Source organism: Nonomuraea sp. MG754425 (genome assembly GCF_021699195.1).
Classification (GTDB): Bacteria; Actinomycetota; Actinomycetes; order Streptosporangiales; family Streptosporangiaceae; genus Nonomuraea.
Window position 1 is genome coordinate 1 of the sequence record NZ_SSXE01000182.1, and the last position, 19948, is coordinate 19948.

16 protein-coding genes are annotated in these 19948 nt (G+C 70.7%); 7 read left to right on the top strand and 9 right to left on the bottom strand.

The window, feature by feature from the left end; all coding sequences use genetic code 11:
* From FAF44_RS41980 to FAF44_RS41990, 3 genes are all read left to right on the top strand, one after another.
* Window positions 1-1672: LuxR family transcriptional regulator (locus FAF44_RS41980; protein ID WP_237108975.1), on the top strand; the 1672-nt coding region annotated here is incomplete at its 5' end.
* Between the two features lie 147 nt (window positions 1673-1819).
* Window positions 1820-2674, top strand: coding sequence for an alpha/beta hydrolase (locus tag FAF44_RS41985; RefSeq protein WP_237108989.1), 855 nt, complete (start codon window positions 1820-1822; stop codon window positions 2672-2674).
* Window positions 2675-2778: 104 nt separating this feature from the next.
* Complete coding sequence (locus FAF44_RS41990) at window positions 2779-3507, top strand: TetR/AcrR family transcriptional regulator (protein WP_237108976.1); 729 nt, start codon at window positions 2779-2781, stop codon at window positions 3505-3507.
* On the opposite strand, the gene FAF44_RS41995 is transcribed toward FAF44_RS41990, so the two are convergent.
* Entirely contained in the window at window positions 3501-3770 is a 270-nt protein-coding gene (locus FAF44_RS41995; protein ID WP_237108977.1) for a hypothetical protein, read from the bottom strand. The two genes, FAF44_RS41990 and FAF44_RS41995, sit on opposite strands and share 7 nt — an antisense overlap.
* A gap of 227 nt (window positions 3771-3997) precedes the next feature.
* Here FAF44_RS41995 and FAF44_RS42000 point away from each other — a divergent pair, with 227 nt between their 5' ends.
* A complete protein-coding gene (locus FAF44_RS42000; RefSeq protein WP_237108978.1) occupies window positions 3998-5305 on the top strand; it encodes a DUF11 domain-containing protein in 1308 nt (435 codons plus the stop codon).
* Between the two features lie 8 nt (window positions 5306-5313).
* Here the strand turns inward: FAF44_RS42000 and FAF44_RS42005 are convergent, their stop codons facing one another.
* A complete protein-coding gene (locus tag FAF44_RS42005; RefSeq protein WP_237108979.1) occupies window positions 5314-5763 on the bottom strand; it encodes an Lrp/AsnC family transcriptional regulator in 450 nt (149 codons plus the stop codon).
* A 164-nt stretch (window positions 5764-5927) separates the two neighbouring features.
* Between FAF44_RS42005 and FAF44_RS42010 the strand changes: the two genes are divergently transcribed.
* Both FAF44_RS42010 and FAF44_RS42015 read left to right on the top strand, forming a co-directional pair.
* On the top strand, window positions 5928-9272 hold the full coding sequence (locus FAF44_RS42010; protein WP_237108980.1) for an indolepyruvate ferredoxin oxidoreductase family protein: 3345 nt from the start codon (window positions 5928-5930) through the stop codon (window positions 9270-9272).
* Between the two features lie 10 nt (window positions 9273-9282).
* Complete coding sequence (locus FAF44_RS42015; RefSeq protein WP_237108981.1) at window positions 9283-10422, top strand: acyl-CoA dehydrogenase family protein; 1140 nt, start codon at window positions 9283-9285, stop codon at window positions 10420-10422.
* 69 nt (window positions 10423-10491) lie between these two features.
* Here FAF44_RS42015 and FAF44_RS42020 read toward each other — a convergent pair whose 3' ends face one another.
* From FAF44_RS42020 to FAF44_RS42040, 5 genes are all read right to left on the bottom strand, one after another.
* Window positions 10492-11382, bottom strand: a complete 891-nt coding sequence (locus tag FAF44_RS42020) for a S41 family peptidase (RefSeq protein WP_237108982.1) — start codon at window positions 11380-11382, stop codon at window positions 10492-10494.
* Between the two features lie 240 nt (window positions 11383-11622).
* Complete coding sequence (locus FAF44_RS42025) at window positions 11623-11847, bottom strand: hypothetical protein (protein ID WP_237108983.1); 225 nt, start codon at window positions 11845-11847, stop codon at window positions 11623-11625.
* Window positions 11848-11908: 61 nt separating this feature from the next.
* The gene (locus tag FAF44_RS42030; RefSeq protein ID WP_237108984.1) at window positions 11909-13144 is read right to left on the bottom strand and encodes a helix-turn-helix domain-containing protein; all 1236 of its coding nucleotides are present in this window, start codon (window positions 13142-13144) and stop codon (window positions 11909-11911) included.
* 72 nt (window positions 13145-13216) lie between these two features.
* Window positions 13217-14875, bottom strand: a complete 1659-nt coding sequence (locus tag FAF44_RS42035) for a YDG/SRA domain-containing protein (RefSeq protein WP_308193475.1) — start codon at window positions 14873-14875, stop codon at window positions 13217-13219.
* Entirely contained in the window at window positions 14872-15222 is a 351-nt protein-coding gene (locus tag FAF44_RS42040) for a hypothetical protein (RefSeq protein WP_237108985.1), read from the bottom strand. Before FAF44_RS42040 ends, FAF44_RS42035 begins: the two co-directional genes overlap by 4 nt.
* 278 nt (window positions 15223-15500) lie before the next feature.
* On the opposite strand from FAF44_RS42040, the gene FAF44_RS42045 reads away from it, so the two are divergent.
* Entirely contained in the window at window positions 15501-15725 is a 225-nt protein-coding gene (locus FAF44_RS42045) for a glycine cleavage system protein H (RefSeq protein WP_237108986.1), read from the top strand.
* A gap of 60 nt (window positions 15726-15785) precedes the next feature.
* Here the strand turns inward: FAF44_RS42045 and FAF44_RS42050 are convergent, their stop codons facing one another.
* Entirely contained in the window at window positions 15786-17057 is a 1272-nt protein-coding gene (locus tag FAF44_RS42050; protein ID WP_237108987.1) for a hypothetical protein, read from the bottom strand.
* Window positions 17058-17095: 38 nt separating this feature from the next.
* Window positions 17096-19948 (bottom strand): hypothetical protein (locus FAF44_RS42055; protein WP_237108988.1); only part of this gene is annotated, 2853 nt, incomplete at its 5' end.

The following is a 19948-nucleotide window of genomic DNA, read 5'->3' on the forward strand; positions in this document are numbered from 1 at the left end:
GCACCGGGCCCGCGCGCTCGACGGCCCGCCCGCCGTCCTGGCCGACGACCTGGCCGCCGCCGCCCTCGACGCCCACCCCGCGCACACGCACCCCGAGCCGTACCGCGCGCTGGAACGCGCCGCCGAGCTGACGGCCCCCCACGACCCCGCCAAGGCCGAACGGCTGGCCGCCGCCGCCCGGCACGCGTGGGTGGCCGGCCGTCCCCAGGTGGCTCGCTCGCTGCTCGCCCGGCTGCGCAGCCTCACCACCCCGCGCGAGCTGCGCGCCCAGGTGCAGCTCCTGCACGGCAGCCTGGAACTGCTGGGCGGCGAGACCGGCAGCGCCCGCGAGGAACTGCTCGCGGCGGCGGCCTGGTTCCTGGAGAGCCACCGCATGCTGGGCGTGCGCGCGCTGGTCCGGGCGGCCGACGCCAGCTACCGCGCGGGCGACAACCGGGCGTTCATCGCGATCGCCCGCCAGGCCGCCGCCCTGCGCCGTCCCGACGAGACGGACGCGACGCAGCTCATGTTCGAGTACCTGGCCGGCATGGCCTCCACGTTCAGCGGCTCGCACCAGGAGGCGGCGGCCCCGCTGCGCCGGGTGGTGGAGCTGGCCGGCTCGGTGCGCGATCCCGCCGTGCTGGTCTGGGCGTGCGTGGCCAGCATGCTGCTCGGCGAGGACGCCAGCGCCCACCGGTTGTCGGCCCGCGCGGTCGAGGCGGCCCGGGTACGCGGCGCGGTCTCGGCGATCCCCCAGCTCCTGGAGTACATGATCTACCCGGAGATCTGGATGGGCCGCTACTCCTCCGTGGCCACGACCGCCGCCCAGGGCCTGCGCCTGGCACGGGAGACCGGCCAGCTCAACACGGCCGCCCAGCATCTGGCCTGGCTGGCGATCACGGCGGCGGTCGAGGGCGACCAGGAGACCTGCCGGGCCCGCGCCGACGCCGCCATCGACCTGGCCGGGGCCCATGACCTGGGGATCGCGGGCGCGATCGGCACCTGGGCGCTGGCCCACCTCGACCTGGCCACGGGCCGTCCCGCCGACGCCGCCAACCGGCTGCGCGCGGAACGCCGCACCAACAGCCACGTCGTGATCAGGGTGATGGCGACGCCGCACTTCATCGAGGCGTCCGCGCGGACCGGCGACCGCGAGGCGGCCGGAGCCGCGCTGCGGGTGCTGGAGCGCTGGGTGGGCAGCACCCGCAGCCCCGGCCTGCGCGCGCTGGTGGCCCGCTGCCGGGCGCTGCTGGCCGGGCCCGGCGAGGCGGAGGAGCTGTTCAGGGAGGCGCTCGACCTGCACGGGCAGGGTGTGTACGAGTTCGAGGCGGCCCGTACCCGGCTCCTGTACGGCAGCGCGCTGCGGCGTGACCGACGCCCCGGGGCGGCCAGGACGCACCTGCACTCGGCCCTGGAGACGTTCGAACGCTACGGCGCGCGCCTGTGGACCGAGCAGGCCAGGACCGAGCTGCGCGCCTCGGGCGAGCCCGTACGCCCGGCGCTCGACGCGACCACGGGCCAGCTCACCGCGCAGCAGCTCCAGATCGCCCGCATGGTGGCCGAGGGCGCCACCAACAAGGAGGTGGCCGAGCAGCTCTTCCTGAGCCGCCGCACCGTCGAGCACCACCTCAGGAACATCTTCAGCCGCCTCGGCATCCGCTCCCGCGTGGAACTGGTCAGGCTCATGTCCTGATTCGAGGACCGGTGATTTCACCGATGCACGGCTGACCGCGCGTCCGAACAATGGCGACAGACAGCAGTCACCTCCATCGAGCCACCCCCCACGAGCAGGGAGCATGACGACGTGCAGCTACCCACCCCCCGTTCCGGCGCGCGAACGTTGACCAAGCTCGCCCTCACCGCCGCGCTCGTCGCGGCCGGCCTGGTCGCGGCCTCCCCCGCCCAGGCGGCCGGCCCGTACGACCGCGGCCCCGACCCCACGAACGCCGTACTCGAAGCCAGCCGCGGCCCGTTCTCGACCGGGCAGACCAGCGTCTCGTCGCTGAGCGTGTCCGGCTTCGGCGGCGGCACCATCTACTACCCGACCGACACCAGCCAGGGCACGTTCGGCGCGATCGCGATCTCGCCCGGGTACACGGCCACCTGGTCCAGCCTCTCCTGGCTGGGTCCGCGGATCGCCTCGCACGGCTTCGTCGTGATCGGCATCGAGACCAACACCATCTACGACCAGCCCGCCAGCCGGGGCCGCCAGCTCCTGGCCGCGCTCGACTACCTGGTCGAGGACAGCACGACGACGGTACGCAGCCGCATCGACCCGTCGCGGCTGGCGGTCGCCGGCCACTCGATGGGCGGCGGCGGCACGCTGGAGGCCGCCAACGACCGGCCGTCGCTCCAGGCCGCCGTGCCGATCGCGCCCTGGAACCTGACGAAGACGTGGTCGGGGGTGCGCGTCCCGACGATGATCATCGGTGGTGAGTCCGACAGCATCGCCCCGGTCGCCACCCACTCGGAGCTGTTCTACTCCAGCATCCCGTCCGCCTCGGAGAAGGCGTACCTGGAGCTGAACAACGCCAGCCACTTCTTCCCGCAGACCACCAACACCACGATGGCCAAGTCGATGGTGGCCTGGCTCAAGCGGTTCGTCGACGACGACACCCGTTACGAGCAGTTCCTCTGCCCGCCGCCGAGCGGGCTCGCGATCGAGGAGTACCGCCACACCTGCCCCAGCTCCTGATCGTGCTTCCGATGGCGGCCGCCGGCGGGCGGCCGCCATGCCGGTTCTCCGGGGCCTCCCGAACGATGTATGGGCTGATTGTCGAATTCCAGTACGGTAAGCGGATGCCTGTGTCCGCCTCCTCGTCACCCGTCTCCGTCGACGGCTCGGTGTGGCTGCGTCGTGAGCGAGCACCGCGCGACCGCCGGCTCAGCCGGGCCCGCATCGTGGACGCGGCCTTACCCCTGCTCGACGCCGAGGGGCACCGGGGCCTGTCGATGCGGCGGATCGCCACCGACCTCGGCGTCACGGCCGGATCGCTCTACTGGTACGTACGCACCAAGGACGACGTGCTGGAACTGGCACTCGACCGGGTGCTCGGCGAGGTGCCCGCCGACCCCGACGAACCCGACTGGCAGCTCGGGCTGGCGGGGCTGGCCCGCGACACCCGGGCGATGCTGCTGCGGCACCGGTGGGCGCTGCGCGAGCTGACCGTCCGGCCGAACCTCGGGCCCAACGCGTTCACACTGGCCGAGACCGGCCTGCGGCTGCTGTCGAGGGCCGGGTTCACCGGCGCCGACCTCGACGCGGCGATGGCGACCGTCAACGACCAGGTGGTGGGTGCGGTGATCGCCGAGGTGGCGTGGCGCGACACGCTGACCCGCATGCGGGAGAGCGCGGCCGACTGGAGCGAGCACGCCACCACCGCCTACCTGCGTGACGTCGCCGCGCGGCATCCGTTGCTGGCCCGGCGGATGAGCGCCGCCCGTGAGGCCGACGCGGAGCGCGACAGCGAACGGCGCTTCGAGTTCGCGCTGACGTGCCTGCTGGAGGGGCTGGCGGCGGGTCACTGACGAACGCCGCCGCCCTTGACACAGCGCAGCACCAGGAAGACCGGAAACCTGGCGGCGTCGGGACGCTCGGCCGCCCAACCGGGGGCGGGCTCGGGCTCGGCCGCCTCGTCGAGCCACAGGTCGTGGCGGCGCAGGGCGTTGACGTAGGTCGAGAGCGTACGGTGCTGGGCGCCCACCCGGCGGCGCAGCGTCGACCGCTCGCCGTCGGCCCGCCACCGGCCCTCCGCGTGGTAAGCCGCGTCGCCCGGCCACGACCCCGACACGCCCCGGCCGCCTCGTCGTAACGCGCGACACCGGTCATGCCCCGACCCTACGCTCGCGGCGGCCGGGGCCGGGGCGCTGTTCGTCGAGCGCGGAACAAGGTCCGGAAGGCAAAGAGTCGGTCATGGGTTCGCCTGGTTGCGGTCTGATCACCCGCGCGGGCCCGGCGGCCGATAGGAGGCTAGCCACCGGGTCGAGCAGGCAGGACGGGATCACGCGGGGGTTGGACATGGGCGGCAGGCCCGGCATCGCGGCGCTCATCACCCTGGTCGCACTCGGCGGCGCCTGGACCACCCCACGTTCGGCCGGCCCGCACCAAGCCGCCGCACCACCGATCGCCCCGCAGCCGGTCGCCACACGACCAGCCGCCCCACGTTCGGCCACCCCGCACCAAGCCGCCGCACGATCGGCCGCCACGCCGTCGGCCGGCCCGATGTCAGGGCCGCCGGACGTCCCGCCGTCCTCGGCCGGGCCTTCGACGGCCGCGCCGCCCGAGGGCGACCCCGGCATCCCGTCGGAGCCGGGCGACCCGGGCGCGTCTCCGACGCCCTTCGGTCCCAGCCTGCGCCTCACCGAGTCCGTCTCACCGGATCCGGTGATCGCCGGCGCGAGGTCCGTCTACGCCCTGACCGTCACGAACACCGGTGACCAGGACGCGAACGACGTCGTCGTCGAAGACGTCCTCGACCCGAACACCACCCCGGGCTCGCTCCCGGACGGCTGCTCCCTCGACCGCCGCACCGTCACCTGCGGCGGCCCCGGCCTGACGATCCCGGCGGGCCGGAGCGTCACGTACGAGCTGCCGATCAGCACCGACCCGGCGCTGAGCGACGGCACTCCCCTGACCAACCGCGCCCGCGTCACCGCACCGAACGCGGCCAGGGACGCGACCGAACTCACCACCCAGGCCGTGACCAGGGCGGACGTCGAACTCCTCAAGAGCGCCCCGCCGTCCGCCGCCCAGGACGACGTGATCACCTACACCCTGACGGTCACCAACCACGGCCCGTCCCAGGCCACGGACGTCACCGTGCACGACCGGACCCGGCAGGCCATCGCCGAGCGTCCGGCCGAGTGCCCGGGAGGCGGCCCGACCCTGTCCTGCCCGATCGGCCGCCTCGCCCCGAAGGAGAGCCGGACGCTCACGTTCACCGTCACCCCCCGCTCCTCCGGCGGCGTGGTCGAGAACTGCGCCACCGTCCGGACCGGCGACCGCGAGCGGCGCACCGCCGACAACCGCTCCTGCGCCGACACCGTCATCGAGCCGGCCGCCGCCCCGTCCGGGACTCCGCGCAGACGCGGCCGGGACGCGGACGAGCGGCGCGACAGGCACGAGGACGTGCGGGGAGAACATCCGGGCGAACCCGCCGCCTTCGGCGCCGGCGACGTGCCGCCCCCTGCCCACCACGACACCCGCGAGCTGCCCATGACCGGCACGTCCGTCTGGATGCTCGGCCTGGGCATCGCGGTGTTGCTGTCGATCGGCCTGCTCGTGCGTTACTTCTCCCGCCGCGACGAGCACGGGCCGGGCTGCTGACGGGTCCCTCACGGCACCGGCGTGTCCCGGGTCCACGACCCCAGCACCAGCAGCGTCTTCGTCCCCGTGACGTCCCCGGCCCGGCGCAGCCGGTCGATGACCCGCTGGAGCTGCCCGAGGTCGCGCACCCGGATGTGGATCAGCGCGTCGGGGTCCCCGGCGATCGTGAAGACGGCCTGCACCTCGGGCACGTCCGTGGCGGTGCGGATGATCTCGTCGACCGGCGTGGTGCCGGGGTAACGCAGCTCGGTGAACGCCTCGATGCCCCACCCCAGCTTGGCGTAGTCGATCTGCACGGTGAAGCCGGTGATCACCCCGAGATCCCTGAGCCGGTCCACCCGCCGCTTGACCGCCGCCACCGACAGCCCGATACATTCAGCCATATCGGAGAAGGTCCGGCGTCCGTCCTCCCTCAGGAGCCGCAGCACCCGATGATCGATCTCATCCAGGTCAGGCATGGAGACCGCCTCCTCCGGGCGCAAATAACCTCAGCCGGCAAGCCCGTAGGCTCATATTGTTTGCGTCTTGGGCCCACTTTCTCATCTAATACTTGCGCATGTCATGCCCACGTTGCTGTGCTGGGAATCACCAAGCGAGCACGTACGACGCCCAGGAGGTCCGCATGAGCGTGAGCGAGACTCCCGCCCCCGTGTCGCTCGACGACAGGTACACCGCGCACGACGGCAGGGTGCTCATCTCGGGCGTCCAGGCCCTGGTCCGCCTGACGCTGGAGCAGCGCCGCCTCGACGAGGCCCGCGGCCTGAACACGCGGGCGTACGTGAGCGGCTACCAGGGCTCGCCGCTGGCGGGCGTGGACCTGGAGATGGGCCGGGCGAAGCGGTTTCTGGAGCAGGCCGGCGTGGTGTTCCAGGCCGGTCTGAACGAGGAACTCGCCGCCACGGCGGTCGCCGGGACCCAGCTCCTGGAACAGGTGCCGGGCCGGCGGCACGACGGCGTGACGGGTTTCTGGTACGGCAAGAACCCCGGCCTCGACCGGGCCGCCGACGCCATCAGGCACGCCAACGTGGCCGGGACGACCCCGCTCGGCGGCGCGGTCGCCTGGATCGGCGACGACCCGGGCTGCAAGTCCTCCACCCTGCCCAGCTCGTGCGAGCCGATGTGCCAGAGCCTGGCCATGCCGCTGCTCGCGCCGGGCTCGGTGGCCGAGATCATCGAGTTCGGGCTGCACGCGGTGGCCATGTCGCGGGCCACCGGCCTGTGGGTGGGCCTGAAGATCGTGGCGGACATCGCCGACGCCTCCGCCACCGTGGACCTGGGCCCGCTGCGCGCGGACGTCCCCGTCCCGGCGGGCGGCCTGCGGGGGCCTGCGCCCATCCTGCTGGGCCCGGCCGCCCTGGAGGCCGAGCACGACATGCTCACCCGCCGCCTCGACCTGGCCCGCGAGTACGCCCGCGCGCACGGGCTGAACCGGGTCATGGCGGGCGCGGGCAACACGACGCTGGGCGTCCTCGCCTCGGGCGCCACGTACGCGGTGGTCGAACGGGCGCTGGAGGACCTGGGCCTGGACCCCGACACGGCCGGGCTGCGGCTGATCAGGCTGGCGATGCCGTTCCCCGTCTCGGCCGAGGAGCTGGCCGCGCTGACGTCCGGGCTGGACAAGGTGCTGGTCGTCGAGGACAAGACGCCGTTCCTGGAGGGGCAGCTCAAGCAGGCGCTGTACGGCGGCGAGCACGTCCCGGCCGTCGTGGGCCGCGAGTTGCTGACCGCCCGGGGCACGCTGGGCGCCGAGGACGTGGCCAAGGCCGTCGCCACCTGCCTCGGCCTCGAGACGCCCCGGCGCGCGGCGCGGCGGCGCGGGCTGCTGCCGGTGGTGGCCGCCCGTACCCCCTACTTCTGCTCCGGCTGCCCGCACAACACCTCCACCCGCACCTCCGACGACACCCTCGTGGGCGTCGGCATCGGCTGCCACGCGATGATCGCGCTGGACGGGCACGGGCGCGGCACCCAGATCGGCATCACGCAGATGGGCGGCGAGGGCGCCCAGTGGATCGGCCTGTCCCCGTTCACCGACGACCGGCATTTCGTGCAGAACCTGGGCGACGGCACCTTCCACCACTCCGGCTCCCTGGCGATCAGGGCCGCGATCGCGGCCGGGGTGTCGATGACGTACAAGCTGCTCTACAACGACGCCGTCGCCATGACCGGCGGCCAGCGCGCGGAGGGGCGGCTCGACGTGCCCGCGCTCACGCACGAACTGGCCGTCGAAGGGGTGCGCCGGGTCGTGATCACCTCGCCGGAGCCCGGGACGTACCGCGGGGTGCGGCTGTCGCCGATCGCCTCCGTACGGCACCGCGACGACCTGCCCGAGATCGAGCGGGAACTGGCCGAGCAGGACGGCGTGACCGTGCTGATCCACGACGACCGCTGCGCCGCCGAGGAGCGCCGGCTGCGCAAGCGCGGCAAGCTGCCCACGCCTGCGGAGAAGGTGGTGATCAACGAGCGCGTCTGCGAGGGCTGCGGCGACTGCGGCGACGTCTCGACATGCCTGTCCGTGCAGCCGGTCGAGACCGAGTACGGCCGCAAGACCCGCATCCACCAGGCTTCCTGCAACTCCGACCTGAGCTGCCTGAAGGGCGACTGCCCGTCGTTCCTGCTGGTCGAGCCGGGCACCAGGAAGCCGCGCGAGGCGCCGCCGCTGCCCGTGCAGCCGCCGGAGCCGGTGCCGGCGCACGGCGACGAGGTGCTGATCAGGATGCCCGGCATCGGCGGCACCGGCGTGGTCACCGTCTCCCAGATCCTGCAGATGGCGGCCCACCTCGACGGACTGCACGCCGCCGGCCTGGAGCAGACCGGGCTGGCGCAGAAGGGCGGGCCCGTCGTGAGCGACGTACGGATCGGCAAGCGGGCGGCGAGCGGATCGGTCCGCGCCTCGCGAGGCGGTGCCGACGTGCTCATCGGGTTCGACGTGCTGGGCGCGGCGGCCGACGCCACCCTCGACGTGGCCTCGCCCGAGCGCACGGTCGCCGTGCTGAACACCTCCGTGGTGCCCACCGCGGCCATGGTGACCGGCCGCGTCCCGGTGCCCGGTCACGCCGCCGCCGTGGCCCGCGTCGAGACGGCCGCCCGTGAGGTGGTCGGCGTGGACGCGCACGCGCTGTCGGAGGCGCTGTTCGGCGACCACATGCCGGCCAACCTGCTGCTGCTCGGCGTCGCGTACCAGCACGGCTGCCTGCCCGTCGGCGCCGCCGCGATCGAGCGGGCCATCACCCTCAACCGCGCCTCCGTGGAACGGAACCTGGCCGCCTTCCGCTGGGGCCGGGCCGCGGTGTCCGATCCCGAGGCGGTGCGCCGGGCCGTCCTGGGCGAGACCCCGGAGCAGCCCGAAGGGCTGGACGACGTGATCGCCGCCCGGGTGGCCGACCTGACCGGCTACCAGAACGCGACCTACGCCCGCACGTACGCCGACGACGTGCGCCACGTGGAAGCCGCGGCCGTCGAGCGGGCCGGCGAGACGGCGGGCGCCGCGATCGCCCTCGCCTACGCCCGCGGCCTGCACAAGCTGATGGCCTACAAGGACGAGTACGAGGTCGCCCGCCTGCACCTCGACCCCGCGGAGAAAGAGCGGCGCGAACGCGAGTTCGGCGCGGACGCGGTCGTGTCGGTGCTGCTGCACCCGCCCGTGCTGCGCGCGATGGGCATGAAGCGCAAGATCAAACTGCGCCGCTCGGCCGGGACGCTCTTCCGCGGCCTGCGGGCGGCGCGCGTGCTGCGCGGGACCGCGTTCGACCTGTTCGGACGGGCCGGAGTGCGGCGGGTCGAGCGCGAGCTGGTGCCGGAGTACCGCGACCTGGTGCGCACCGCGCTGGCCCGGCTCACCCCCGAGACCGCCGCCGTCGTCGAGGAGCTCGCCGGCCTGCCCGACCTGATCCGCGGGTACGAGGACATCAAGCTCGCCCGGGTCGCCGAGTTCCGCGAACGCGCCAGGAAGGCTCTGGACAACCTCTGAGGGAGTGACCGTGACAGTCGACCGCCTGCTGCCCGACCAGGACGCCAAGGACCTCATCGAGCTGACCCGGGAGATAGCCGACAAGGAACTGGCGCGCCGGGTGGACGAGCACGAGCGCGCCGAGACCTACCCCGAGGGCCTGTTCGCCACCCTCGGGGCCGCCGGGCTGCTCGGGCTGGCCTACCCGGAGGAGTACGGCGGCGGCGGGCAGCCGTACGAGGTGTACCTCCAGGTGATCGAGGAGCTGTCGATGCGCTGGGCGGCGGTCGCGGTGGCCACCAGCGTGCACACGCTCGCGTGTTTCCCCGTGTTCGCCTACGGCACCGACGAGCAGCGCGCACGATGGCTGCCCGACATGCTGGCCGGACGCCTGATCGGCGGCTACAGCCTGTCGGAGCCGCAGGCGGGCTCCGACGCCGCCGCGCTGACCTGCAAAGCGGAGCGGGTCGAGTCCGGCTACCGGATCACCGGAAGCAAGGCGTGGATCACCCACGGCGGCATCGCCGACTTCTACGCGCTGTTTGCGCGCACGGGCACGGGCTCGCGGGGCGTGTCCTGCTTCCTCGCGCCGGGGGCGGTGGAGGGGCTGACGTTCGGACGTCCCGAGGAGAAGATGGGCCTGCACGGGGTGCCGACGACCAGCGCGCACTGGGACGGCGCCATCCTGGAGACCGACCGGCTGGTCGGCGAGGAGGGCCAGGGCCTGCAGATCGCCTTCAGCGCGCTCGACTCCGGCCGCCTGGGCATCGCCGCCTGCGCCACCGGCCTGGCCCAGGCCGCCCTGGACGAGGCCGTCGCCTACGCCAAGCAGCGGCACACGTTCGGCACCCGGATCATCGACCACCAGGGCCTCGGATTCCTGCTCGCGGACATGGCCGCCGCGGTGGACAGCGCCCGAGCCACCTACCTCGACGCGGCCCGCCGCCGCGACGCCGGGCTGGCGTACAGCAGGCAGGCGAGCGTGGCCAAACTGGTCGCCACAGACGCGGCGATGAAGGTGACCACGGACGCGGTACAGGTGCTGGGCGGGTACGGGTACACCCGGGAGTTCCGGGTCGAACGGTACATGCGCGAGGCCAAAATCATGCAGATCTTCGAGGGCACCAACCAGATCCAACGCTTGGTCATCAGCCGCCACCTGGCCAAGTAGTCACTGAGGATTTCTCAACGAAATGCTGAATCTCAGGGCATCCCCGGCTGGACGGTTACGTCGGAACAGCTACGCCGTGCGTCGCAGTGCGTCCTTGTGTGCCGCCTCGAGCGCCTGCTCTGAGGTGGCGGCGAGGTCCGGCACAACGCCCACGCCCTCCCAGTTGGTCCCGGTGACGGTGCTGATTGTCCGGGCGGTCGGCACGGTGACGGTGATGTGTTCCGTCACCGGGTGCCGGGCGGTTGGGTGAGCACCACCGCGGGTCGTTTCGCCGACGAGGACAGCGCGCCCGTGCGCCTGCAAGGTGTACGCCACGTCCTCCCCACCCGAGAAGGTGATGGCACTGATGAGTACGTACACCGGGCGGCCGAGGTAGCGCGGCGCGGGCAGATGCGAGGCGGTCCAGTACTGGCGGGTGGAGCCGGTGGAGCGCTCGTAGATGTCGTTGAGGTGCACCTGGTCGTCAGGGAAGAAGTAGCTGCACCACATGGCGGCGCCCTCGGGCGAGCCACCGCGGCACTCACGCAGATCGAGGATGAGCGCACTGGTGTGGGCGACCAGTTCCATGGCCGCACCGATCGCGCGGGCGCCCTCGCCGGCGTCGGCGATTCGCCGGATGTCGAGATGGCCGATGTTGCCCTCGAGGTGCTCGAAGCGGCGGACGCCCTGGTTCTCGGCCCTTAACATTGCGAGGAAGGCCGCCCGGCCTTCATCATCGTCCACCGGATCCGTGGACTGCGGCTCGTCCTGCCAGAGCAGCCTCAGATGCTTGTCCGGGCAGACCTCCTGCAGGTGGGTGGTCACGGCCTCGCAGAGTGCGGGGCCGCTCAGCGCGTTGTACGCCCCAGCCACGAGCCGGCTCCGGATCGCGCCCTCGATCTCCACGACTCGCTGGGGGAAGACGTATCCGGCCGTGATCCGGTCCAGGGCCAGGCCGATTATCTCCGCGTTGGTAGGCATGGTTGAGAAGCATAAGCTCCCGGCAGAAGCCTGCTCGACTTCACGAAGCGCTCCCCGCGCACGCGGGGATGATCCCATGGTGACGCTGCACGGCCGAAGCCGACCTTGTGCTCCCCGCGTACGCGGGGATGATCCCGCCTTCACGGCCATCGGCCACGGACCGGTCCACCCGGATGGGCCTGGCGTGCGGGGCGACCGCGTTCGAGCCGTGAGAATCGACGTTGGAGGGCGGCAGGGGCTTCACGAGCTCACTGCCATCCGCGTCTGCTCATGGAGCAGCGACACGAGCGTTTCCACGTCGCCCGCGCACACGGTCTGCTGGAGGCCCCGGTAGATGTCGACGCTTCGGAGTTGCCCGCCGCCGCGCCGAGTCGCGTAGAACACGCCCGCGTCGCTGCAGAAGATTGACCAGGCCGGGAACGCAGCGCGAAGAGCGTCAAGGTGGTCGTGGTGCTCAGATGACATGCCACGACCCTAGAAGCCGTACGGTAAGCGGAGAGGTACACTCCGTAGCCCTTGGCTCCTGTCAGATCATCAGGCCGATTTGGTCGGCGAGTTCCCGTGCCTGCGGTCGCAGAGTGGCCGGGCCCGCCTCGCACAGGTCCAGGGTCATCCGGCGCGCGTAGCCGTTGTAGCGGATGGTCTCCGGTGCGGCTTGATGTGCGAGCTGCAGCGTACCGAGGACAGCCGCGTGCTCTCGCTGCAGCGCGTGGGCACGAGCCACCTCGATCAGATGCCGGCCGCGTCTCGGACGCGACGGGATAGGCACGGACTCGGCGTGGTTGCTCTGCCGCGCCGATTCCCCACCCTGATGGAGTTCGACCGCAATGGTGACGGCGTGCGGACGCATGATCACCTGCGAGAACGAGGTCCACGGCTGGTAATAGCCGTCAGGAAGCCGATCCGCGACCCGCGCCGCCTCGTCCCAATGCCGCCACGCCTCACCGATGTCACCGGTACGTGCCGCAGTGAACGCCAGCTCGAACAGCAACGCCCCCCACATGGCGAGCAGGTCCGTGCCCGGGTCGTCCATGTGCGACTCGATGGCCGCCAATCCCTGCCTGTTGATCTCGTGCGCGGCGTCGAAGTCGGCGGCGTCCCGATGCGCCTGAGCGAGGAACCACACCGCACACGACAACGCCAGCGGATCCTCGGACTCCTGTGCGGCGATCAGCGCCCGGTCGGCCACCCGCCACAGCAGGTCCGGCGCGGGCTGGTAGGCGACGAACATCTGAGTCAGACCGTAGGTCTCCGCGAGCAACGCCTGCGCGGTACGCCGGTGCTCGCCTCGGTACATCCAGGCGGCCAGTTGGACATCGCGGATTAGGTCGGGCAGCAGACCGCCGAGGGCAGTGCGGTGATCAGGCGAGGCATGCCTGATCCGCCACGCCGCATCAAGTCGCGCCCGCAGGCTGGTGAGCGGTTGTACGGTGCCGCCCGGTTGGATCGGTACGGCGTTGACAGCCTCGCGGACAGCACCCAGCGCCGGATGGCCGGAACCGGTGAACATCCGCACAGGTACAGACTGATCGCCAGTGAGCTCGCTCAGGTCGCGAACGCGCAAGGCCTCAGCGAGTTGCAGCAGGATCGGCAGCCGGGGATTCTGCTGACGGCGACCGTGCTCGACGGCCTTCAGCCAACTCTCGGACTTGCCAACCAGGCCGGCGAGGACCTCGCGAGTCATTCCGCGACGCTCACGCAGGTATTGAATGCGCTGGCCGATAGTACGTACAGGTGCGCTGGAACCGTCGGTCTCGTCCACAGCCCGCCTCCCGGAAGGTGACATCCTCAGGCTACGACGCACCCCCTCTGCCTGCCAGCGAACACCCTCTATTTAGTCCAGTTCGTCGCTGAGCCGTTGGTGTCCGAGAGTGTGGTGCTGGCGGTGATACCGAATATGCTCAGGATCGATTTCATGCTTCAGCATCAGCTTGCCGATTGGCTCACCAGCCGTTTGATCTATTACGCTGTAATTATCCTCAATGGTGATCGCCCCGTACTTGAAGAGGTCTCGGTGGTTGGGGCAGAGGCACAGCATGTTGGCTTTGAGGTCAGGCCCCAGGTGCGGCCGCTCTAGCCCACGGATGTGTACGGTGGTAGCGATCCGCAGACCGCCAGGCACTTCAAGTACGATGCCACACATCTGACATGCATGGTCGTACACCTGCTTCAGTTCAGTCGCCAGCAACCTGTCTGCATAAAACCCAGGCGCAATCTCTTCCCGACGCCCAGGGGGAAGCTTTCGACTCGGAGGTGGCACTGCGGTCTTCTTCGGTGACCCATCATCTAGCTGCTCAAGCCGGAACTGGAGCACAGTAGGACCATCGACACCACGTTTGGTCCAGTAATCGGCAACCATGAAAAGTCCGTCGTAGCTGTAGCCAGCCGGCGGCGAAAACTTCTCATCGCCCCCAGCGCCACGAATGACCCGAACTGGCAGCTTGGTCATAATGCTTTTAATGAGAGCAGCGTTACCCGAATCGTCCGCCGACTGATTCTGCACCTGCACGCCGGTATTGGGATCACGCCCACCATGGCCGGTGTAAATGATCACGTCCCCGTAGTCTTCATCGTCCTTGTAACCGCCCGAAACGACGATGGATTCCGCGCCACCTCGTTCAGCAGTGCCACAGATGCCCGCCTGCAGCGGCCGGTGCACACCTGCGTCGTGCAAAGCCCGACGGCTCTCGAAGACGGTATTCGGCTGGATTCCCTCGATGGGACCGTAGAACTCTTTGACTTCGAAGCGCTTCTGACTCTTATGCGCACGGTTGCGGACTAGCGCGATGTGCGCGGCCAAGTTCGACTCACGCTTCTGCGGAATGGGAAGGCCCTTGTCTCGCAGCGACTCGCGCGCATGCTGAAAGATCGTATCCAGTTCCAGGAACTCATGCTGCTCTGGGATTCCTTCTTGAATGAGGTGAATGAGTTCGCCGGTAAAAGCGGTGTAGGCATCCAGGCCCCCGAGCGCAGTCTTGTTCTCGGCCGTCGCCGTCATGAGATAGGTGCCAGTGACACGGGCGCTGTTCGCCACTCGCTCCGTACTGTCCTCGGCACCCATCAGTCCGAGCGCAAGCCCGCTGTAGCAGCAGTCAAGGATCACAATTTTGCGCCGCGCGCGACTTGCCCGAAGCTCATTGCGTACGATGTCGTAGGCCACCGCGCTGTACATACGGTCCTTGTGTGAGTCGACCAGTGTGAGATACAGGTCGCTCTCCACAGAATGCATCAGCCCATGGCCAGCGAAATACACGATTAGGGTATCTTTTGCCTCTTCTCGAGCCTGCCACAACGGATCCATCATGGCGTCTACCGAAGTAGGGTTATGAACAATCGTGCAGTGCTCCGCCGGCAAACCCCACAGGTCAGAGCGCTTCAGGAGCCCGCCCAACGCCTTCAGGTTGTTTTCTACGGCAGGGAGAGAGCCCAAATAGGTGTACTCACTCGTGCCAATCAGTACGGCACGCGAAGTCAATGGGTCCGGGAGGTTCAATCGTGACCCTCCAAAGCCTTCAGAATTTGGACAATGAATTCCGACTCCGCCTCAGATACCACGACAGTGGTCGCCCCACGCTCAATGGTTACCTGTGGACGATGGCGCCGCGTTCCGCGCCACCGCGATAGTGTCTCGATGAATGCTGGCCATTGCAACCCGCTGGTCACGACCAGGGCGATGAGGTCGAGCGTGTCACCCATCTCACCGGGTTCCGGATCCTTCGACTGCAGACGCACATCCATATAGTCAAGGGCGTCGAGGTCCCTCATCAGCCAGTCGTAGAGCGACCGGAGCTCCTGCTCGGCAAAATCGCCACTCATGCGAAGATTGACCGTTTCATCCATCAGAATCTCCACCAATCACCAATGAATCTGCATCGAAGATGCTACCGCCACCCACCCCACATGAGCGTCCAAATACTAGGAAAACGGGCAACTCGTGCAGCCTTCCCACGACCAGCATCCACCACATCGTCAATCGTGCGCGCACTAGAACACGAAGGGAAGGTCGATCCACGACGGTTTTCTAGATCTGATTGACAGTCCATCTGCACAAACGGGCCTTACGGTTGAACGTGCCGTAGCACCGGTCTCGGTGGCTGAGGTGAGAACCAGTCCGTCGGGTGCTGCTGATCCAGGTGGAGTCCCTCAAGGTGGTGTCCGACTTCTACAGTCCGGTCGGCGGTGAGATCATCGCCGTCAACGACGAGCTCACCGACATGCCGGAACTGGTCAACAACGACCCGTACGGCGAGGGGTGGCTGTTCGAGGCGCGCGTGAACGGCGGGGCCGTCGAGTTGCTGAGCGCGGCCGAGTACACCGCGCTCATCTCCGGCAGCGACTCCTAGATCCGGCCGCAGCTCCAAGGCCCGTCAACGAGGCCAAGGCTCCCAGGCCCGGCGAAATGTTCAGGAGAAGGCGATCCAGTGGAAGGTGGGTGTAGCGTCCCCGCGCACGTTGAAGATTGACCAGGACTGACTCTTCCGGAGGGGGATCGTGTAGCTCGACCGGTCCCCCCGCAGAACCGTCCACAGCAGGTTGCCGCCCTGTGAGGACGTGGCGCCCTCCCCGACGTAGAAGTCGGCGTAGAACCCGGAGTCGGACGGGGTCTGGATGACCAGGATGCCGTCCCGGTCGACGTAGTAGTCCTGGGTCGATCCGCCCGAGATCACGACGTCGAGCTCGATCGGCGTCTCGAACAGGGCGCTGAGATCGGTCTTCCCCGAGACGGATAGGTCGCCTGAGACCGTCAGGTCGTGGCCGGCCCGCAGGTTGCCCGTCGTGGCGAGCCCGTCCGTGCCGCGGGTGGTGAGCTTGTTCGCGCCGCCCAGACCGACCGTGAGGTCACCGGCCGTGAGGTCACCGGTGACGGTCAGCCGGCCGAGGGTCGGGGCGCTGACGGTGACGGTGACGGTGACGGTGGCGTACTGGTAGGCGGTGCCGCCCTGGTCGCCGGAGGTCCTGGACGCCTTCAGGGTGTAGGTGGTGTCGCTGGCGATCGTGTCCCTCGGCAGGTCGCACGAGGTGGCCGGGCCCTCCCACAGTGAGGTGCCGTCGCCGTCGTAGAGCTGGAAGGAGGTGCCGTTGCTCTCCCAGGTGAAGCGGACGGCGTCGCCGCCGTTGAACCTGGTCCGGGGGACGGTCGGCGCGTCCGGGGCGACGGTCAGGAAGTTGTGCAGGTAGAAGGGGGGTTCCGCGGTGGCCAGGATCAGCTCGACCGGGTCCTTGCGGCTGTAGGTGCCGCTGGTCGTGCCGGAGAACTCGGTGATCTGGCAGGTGAGCAGCCCGCCGGTGGCGCCGGCGGCGAGGTCGCCGGCGATGCTGAAGGTCAGCGGCCCGTCCACGAGGTCGAAGTCGGGCAGGGGCGGAGCCTCGAAGATGAGGTAGTAGGTGTCCGGGCCGACGGCCATGCCGAGTTCCTGGGCGGACTTCAGGTCCTCCGTCTGGGGCTTCCATTTGCCGCCGGTGATCACGCCGGACGGGTGCTCGGTGTAGTACGCGCCCCCGCCCTCCGGTGCGCTGACGGGGACGGCGATTTCGATCTTGTCGCAGTAGACCGTCCGGCCGGCCGGGGCGGTGACGGTCAGGTTGATGGTGTTGGCGGCGGGTTTGTCGGGGCCGCCGGCTTGGAGGGGGGTCGGGCTGGTGACGGCGTCGTAGCGGAGCAGGGCGTCTGCCATCGGGAAAGGGCTCCTCGCGGGTGGCGGATCGGGGTGGCTCAGTGCTCCTGCTCGGGTTCGGTGAGGAGGCTGAGCAGGCCGTCCTCGATCGTGGCGGGACTGTCGGGGAACCGGGCGTCGGGCAGCGCAGGGGTCAGCTCGTACGGCGTCCAGGCGCCCCGTCCCGGAGTGGGACGCAGCCAGGACCAGGTGCCGCGGCGCTCGGACGGCCGGGGGAAGACGAGGGTCTGGTCGTGCTCGGTGGTCAGCACGGGGCCGAACCGGAAGAGGACCCGCAGATGGCGCAGGGCGTCGTCCACGTGCCGGGGCGGGACGGTGACGGCGGCGGTCGGGGCGATGCCGCTGACGGCGTGGACGGCGGCCCGCGGGTCCAGCAGCAGGAGCAGCCGGGTGGGGGCGGGGTCGCCGAAGGCCACCTCGATGTAGTCGGGGTCCCGCGTGTCGCCGGGCGGGCCGATCTGGGTGGTGTAGTCCTGCCGGTCGTCGGGCGCGGTGACGCTGTGGAAGCGGTCGAAGCGGTAGCCGGACGCGCCGTCGGCGGCGAAGTAGCCGATGAGGCCGTCGTCGCGGGTGGCCTGGTCGCCGAGCCGGACCGCGAACCGGTGGGCGGTGAAGACCGGGGGCGGCGGGTCGAGGGTGGCGGCCCAGCCGGAGTCGCCCAGGGGCGGCCCCTGGAGCGTCAGCCGTACCTGCGCGGGGACGAGCGCCAGGGGGCGTCCGATGAGGACGGACAGGTTCTGGTCGGCGCGCTGGCCGAGCGGCTCGGTGGTCCACAGGGTGGCGTCGATGACGTCGAGGAAGGCGGTGAGGTTGGCCTCCGTGGCCAGGTTCGGCGCGCCGATCAGGCCCGCGACCAGGGGGGCGAGCGCCGCGACCTGGTCCAGGGTGGTGAGGGTGCCATCGGGTGGCGGCTCCCACTGGCCGGTGCGCTCGCCCTGAGATCCGGTGAGCAGCCGGTACGTGCCGAGCAGCCGACCCGCCGGGTCGTAGAGCAGCAGGCTGTGGTCGAGGTGGTTGGGCAGGATCCAGCCGCCGATGGGGTTGGGGTCGGCGGCGGTGCGCACGATCCGGGTGCCGCTCTGGGCGTCGAGGAGGTCGAAGTCGAGCCGGGCGGGCTGCAGGGGGCGCGGCGGCAACTGGGCGACGGAGGCGATCGTAGGGGTGAGCGACGTGTCGGCGGTGAGGGAGCTGTCCACGACGAGCGGGAAGTTGCGGTAGTCGTGCAGCCCGCCGCTCTCGGTGTCGGGGCTGACGACGTCGAGGACGCGGCCGAACTTGTCGTAGAGGAAGAGCTCCTCCAGGTGGATCTGTCCCTGCCGCATCTCGTGGAAGGGGGAGTCGGCGCCGCCGGGCAGGTAGGGGGCGGTGGCGACGCGGCCCCGGTAGCGGGCGGGCAGTCCGTCGTCGGTGGCGGCGTCGGGGTAGCCGGCCAGGCCGGCGATGTGCGGGTGGTCGGTGTCGTCGGCGGTGGGCCGGCGGAAGGCGCGGGTGTCGCGGCCGGCCAGGCGTTCGTTGAAGCCGGTGAGCTCCTGGGCGAGGAAGGCCCAGTCGCCGATCGCGGCGAGCCAGCCGTCGAGCTGGGCGCGCTGGTCGTCGGTGCCGTGGTGGCCGATGTACTCCTTCAGCCGGGCGGCGAACAGGGAGCGGGGGTGCGGGCCGATGCCGGAGATGCCGGTGACGGTGACCCGGTCGGGGTCGACGGCCGCGCCGGGGGTGTAGCGGTAGTCGGTTCCGTCGAACGTCCAGCAGCGCTGCGTGCCCACGGCGTGGGGGATGTGGCGGTAGGCGACCTTCCACTCCATGAACAGCGGCTCCCAGGGCTGGCTCCAGGGCGTCAGGCCGAGCGCGGGCAGGGTGCCGGTGTAGTCGTCGGGGCGGTGGGCGGCGATGACGGCGCTGATCTCGGCGACCGGCAGGCCGGTCTCGGCGGCCAGCGCGGGCGCGTTGCCCGGATCCAGCAGGACGTACTCGGCGAGCAGGGCGGGGATCTCCGGCGGGAGCGCGTCCAGGCCCGAAACGGCGGGGGTCCGGCCGGTGATCGTGGTGCCCGCGACCGTGACGGCGCTGACCAGCGGCGAGGGGCCGTCGTCGGTGAGCGGCCGGACGGGGACCGCCTCGTCGGGGACGGTGGTGTCGGCCGACGGCAGCACCCCGGCCAGGCTGACCACCGGGTCGGCGGCCTGCCAGTACGGGGCCTCGGGCACGGCCTTGAGGGTGGCTCCCCCGGTCAGCCCGCGGGCTTCGGCGAAGGCGCTGACCCCGGCGAGGAACGCGTCGTGGGCCTGCTCCCCCGCCGCGGCGGCGACGGGCTGCGGGACCCGCGCGGCCAGGTCCCGCACCTCCCCGGTCGCGGCGCGCACGGCGTGGGCGAGGGAGCCGTCCCGTTCGGGGTCCAGCTCCTGCAGCATCCGGCCGGCGTCCGGCGCCCGGCCCGGACGCGGGGACAGCGCGTCGGCCAGGCCGGACTTCAGCCACAGGGCGTTCAGCCGCCACTGCTGGGCGTGCAGTTCGCCGAGCCGGGCGTCGAGCCGGCGCTGGTCGTCGTTGAGGGTGGCCAGCCACGGCGGAGGGGTGAACGGCGCGGGCGCGGACGCCGGGTCGTCCGTGTCGGCCGGGGGCGGCGCCACGGTCCAGTGGTGGCCTCCAGCGTTGGCGCCGAACGAGGCGTCGTGGACGTGGCGGCGGACCCGCGCGTCGCCGCCCTTCTCGTCGGCGACGTCGAGCACGTTGTGCAGGAAGGTGCGCAGCAGTTGCACGTCCGCGCTGGACGGGGGCGCGCCGGTGGCGTGCAGGGCGCGGCCGGCGAGCGCGGTGAAGGCGTCCTCGGTGGTGTTGCCGATGGCGACGTTGAGCGCGCCGCTGTCCTGGATGGTGTCCAGGGGGTCGGGGGC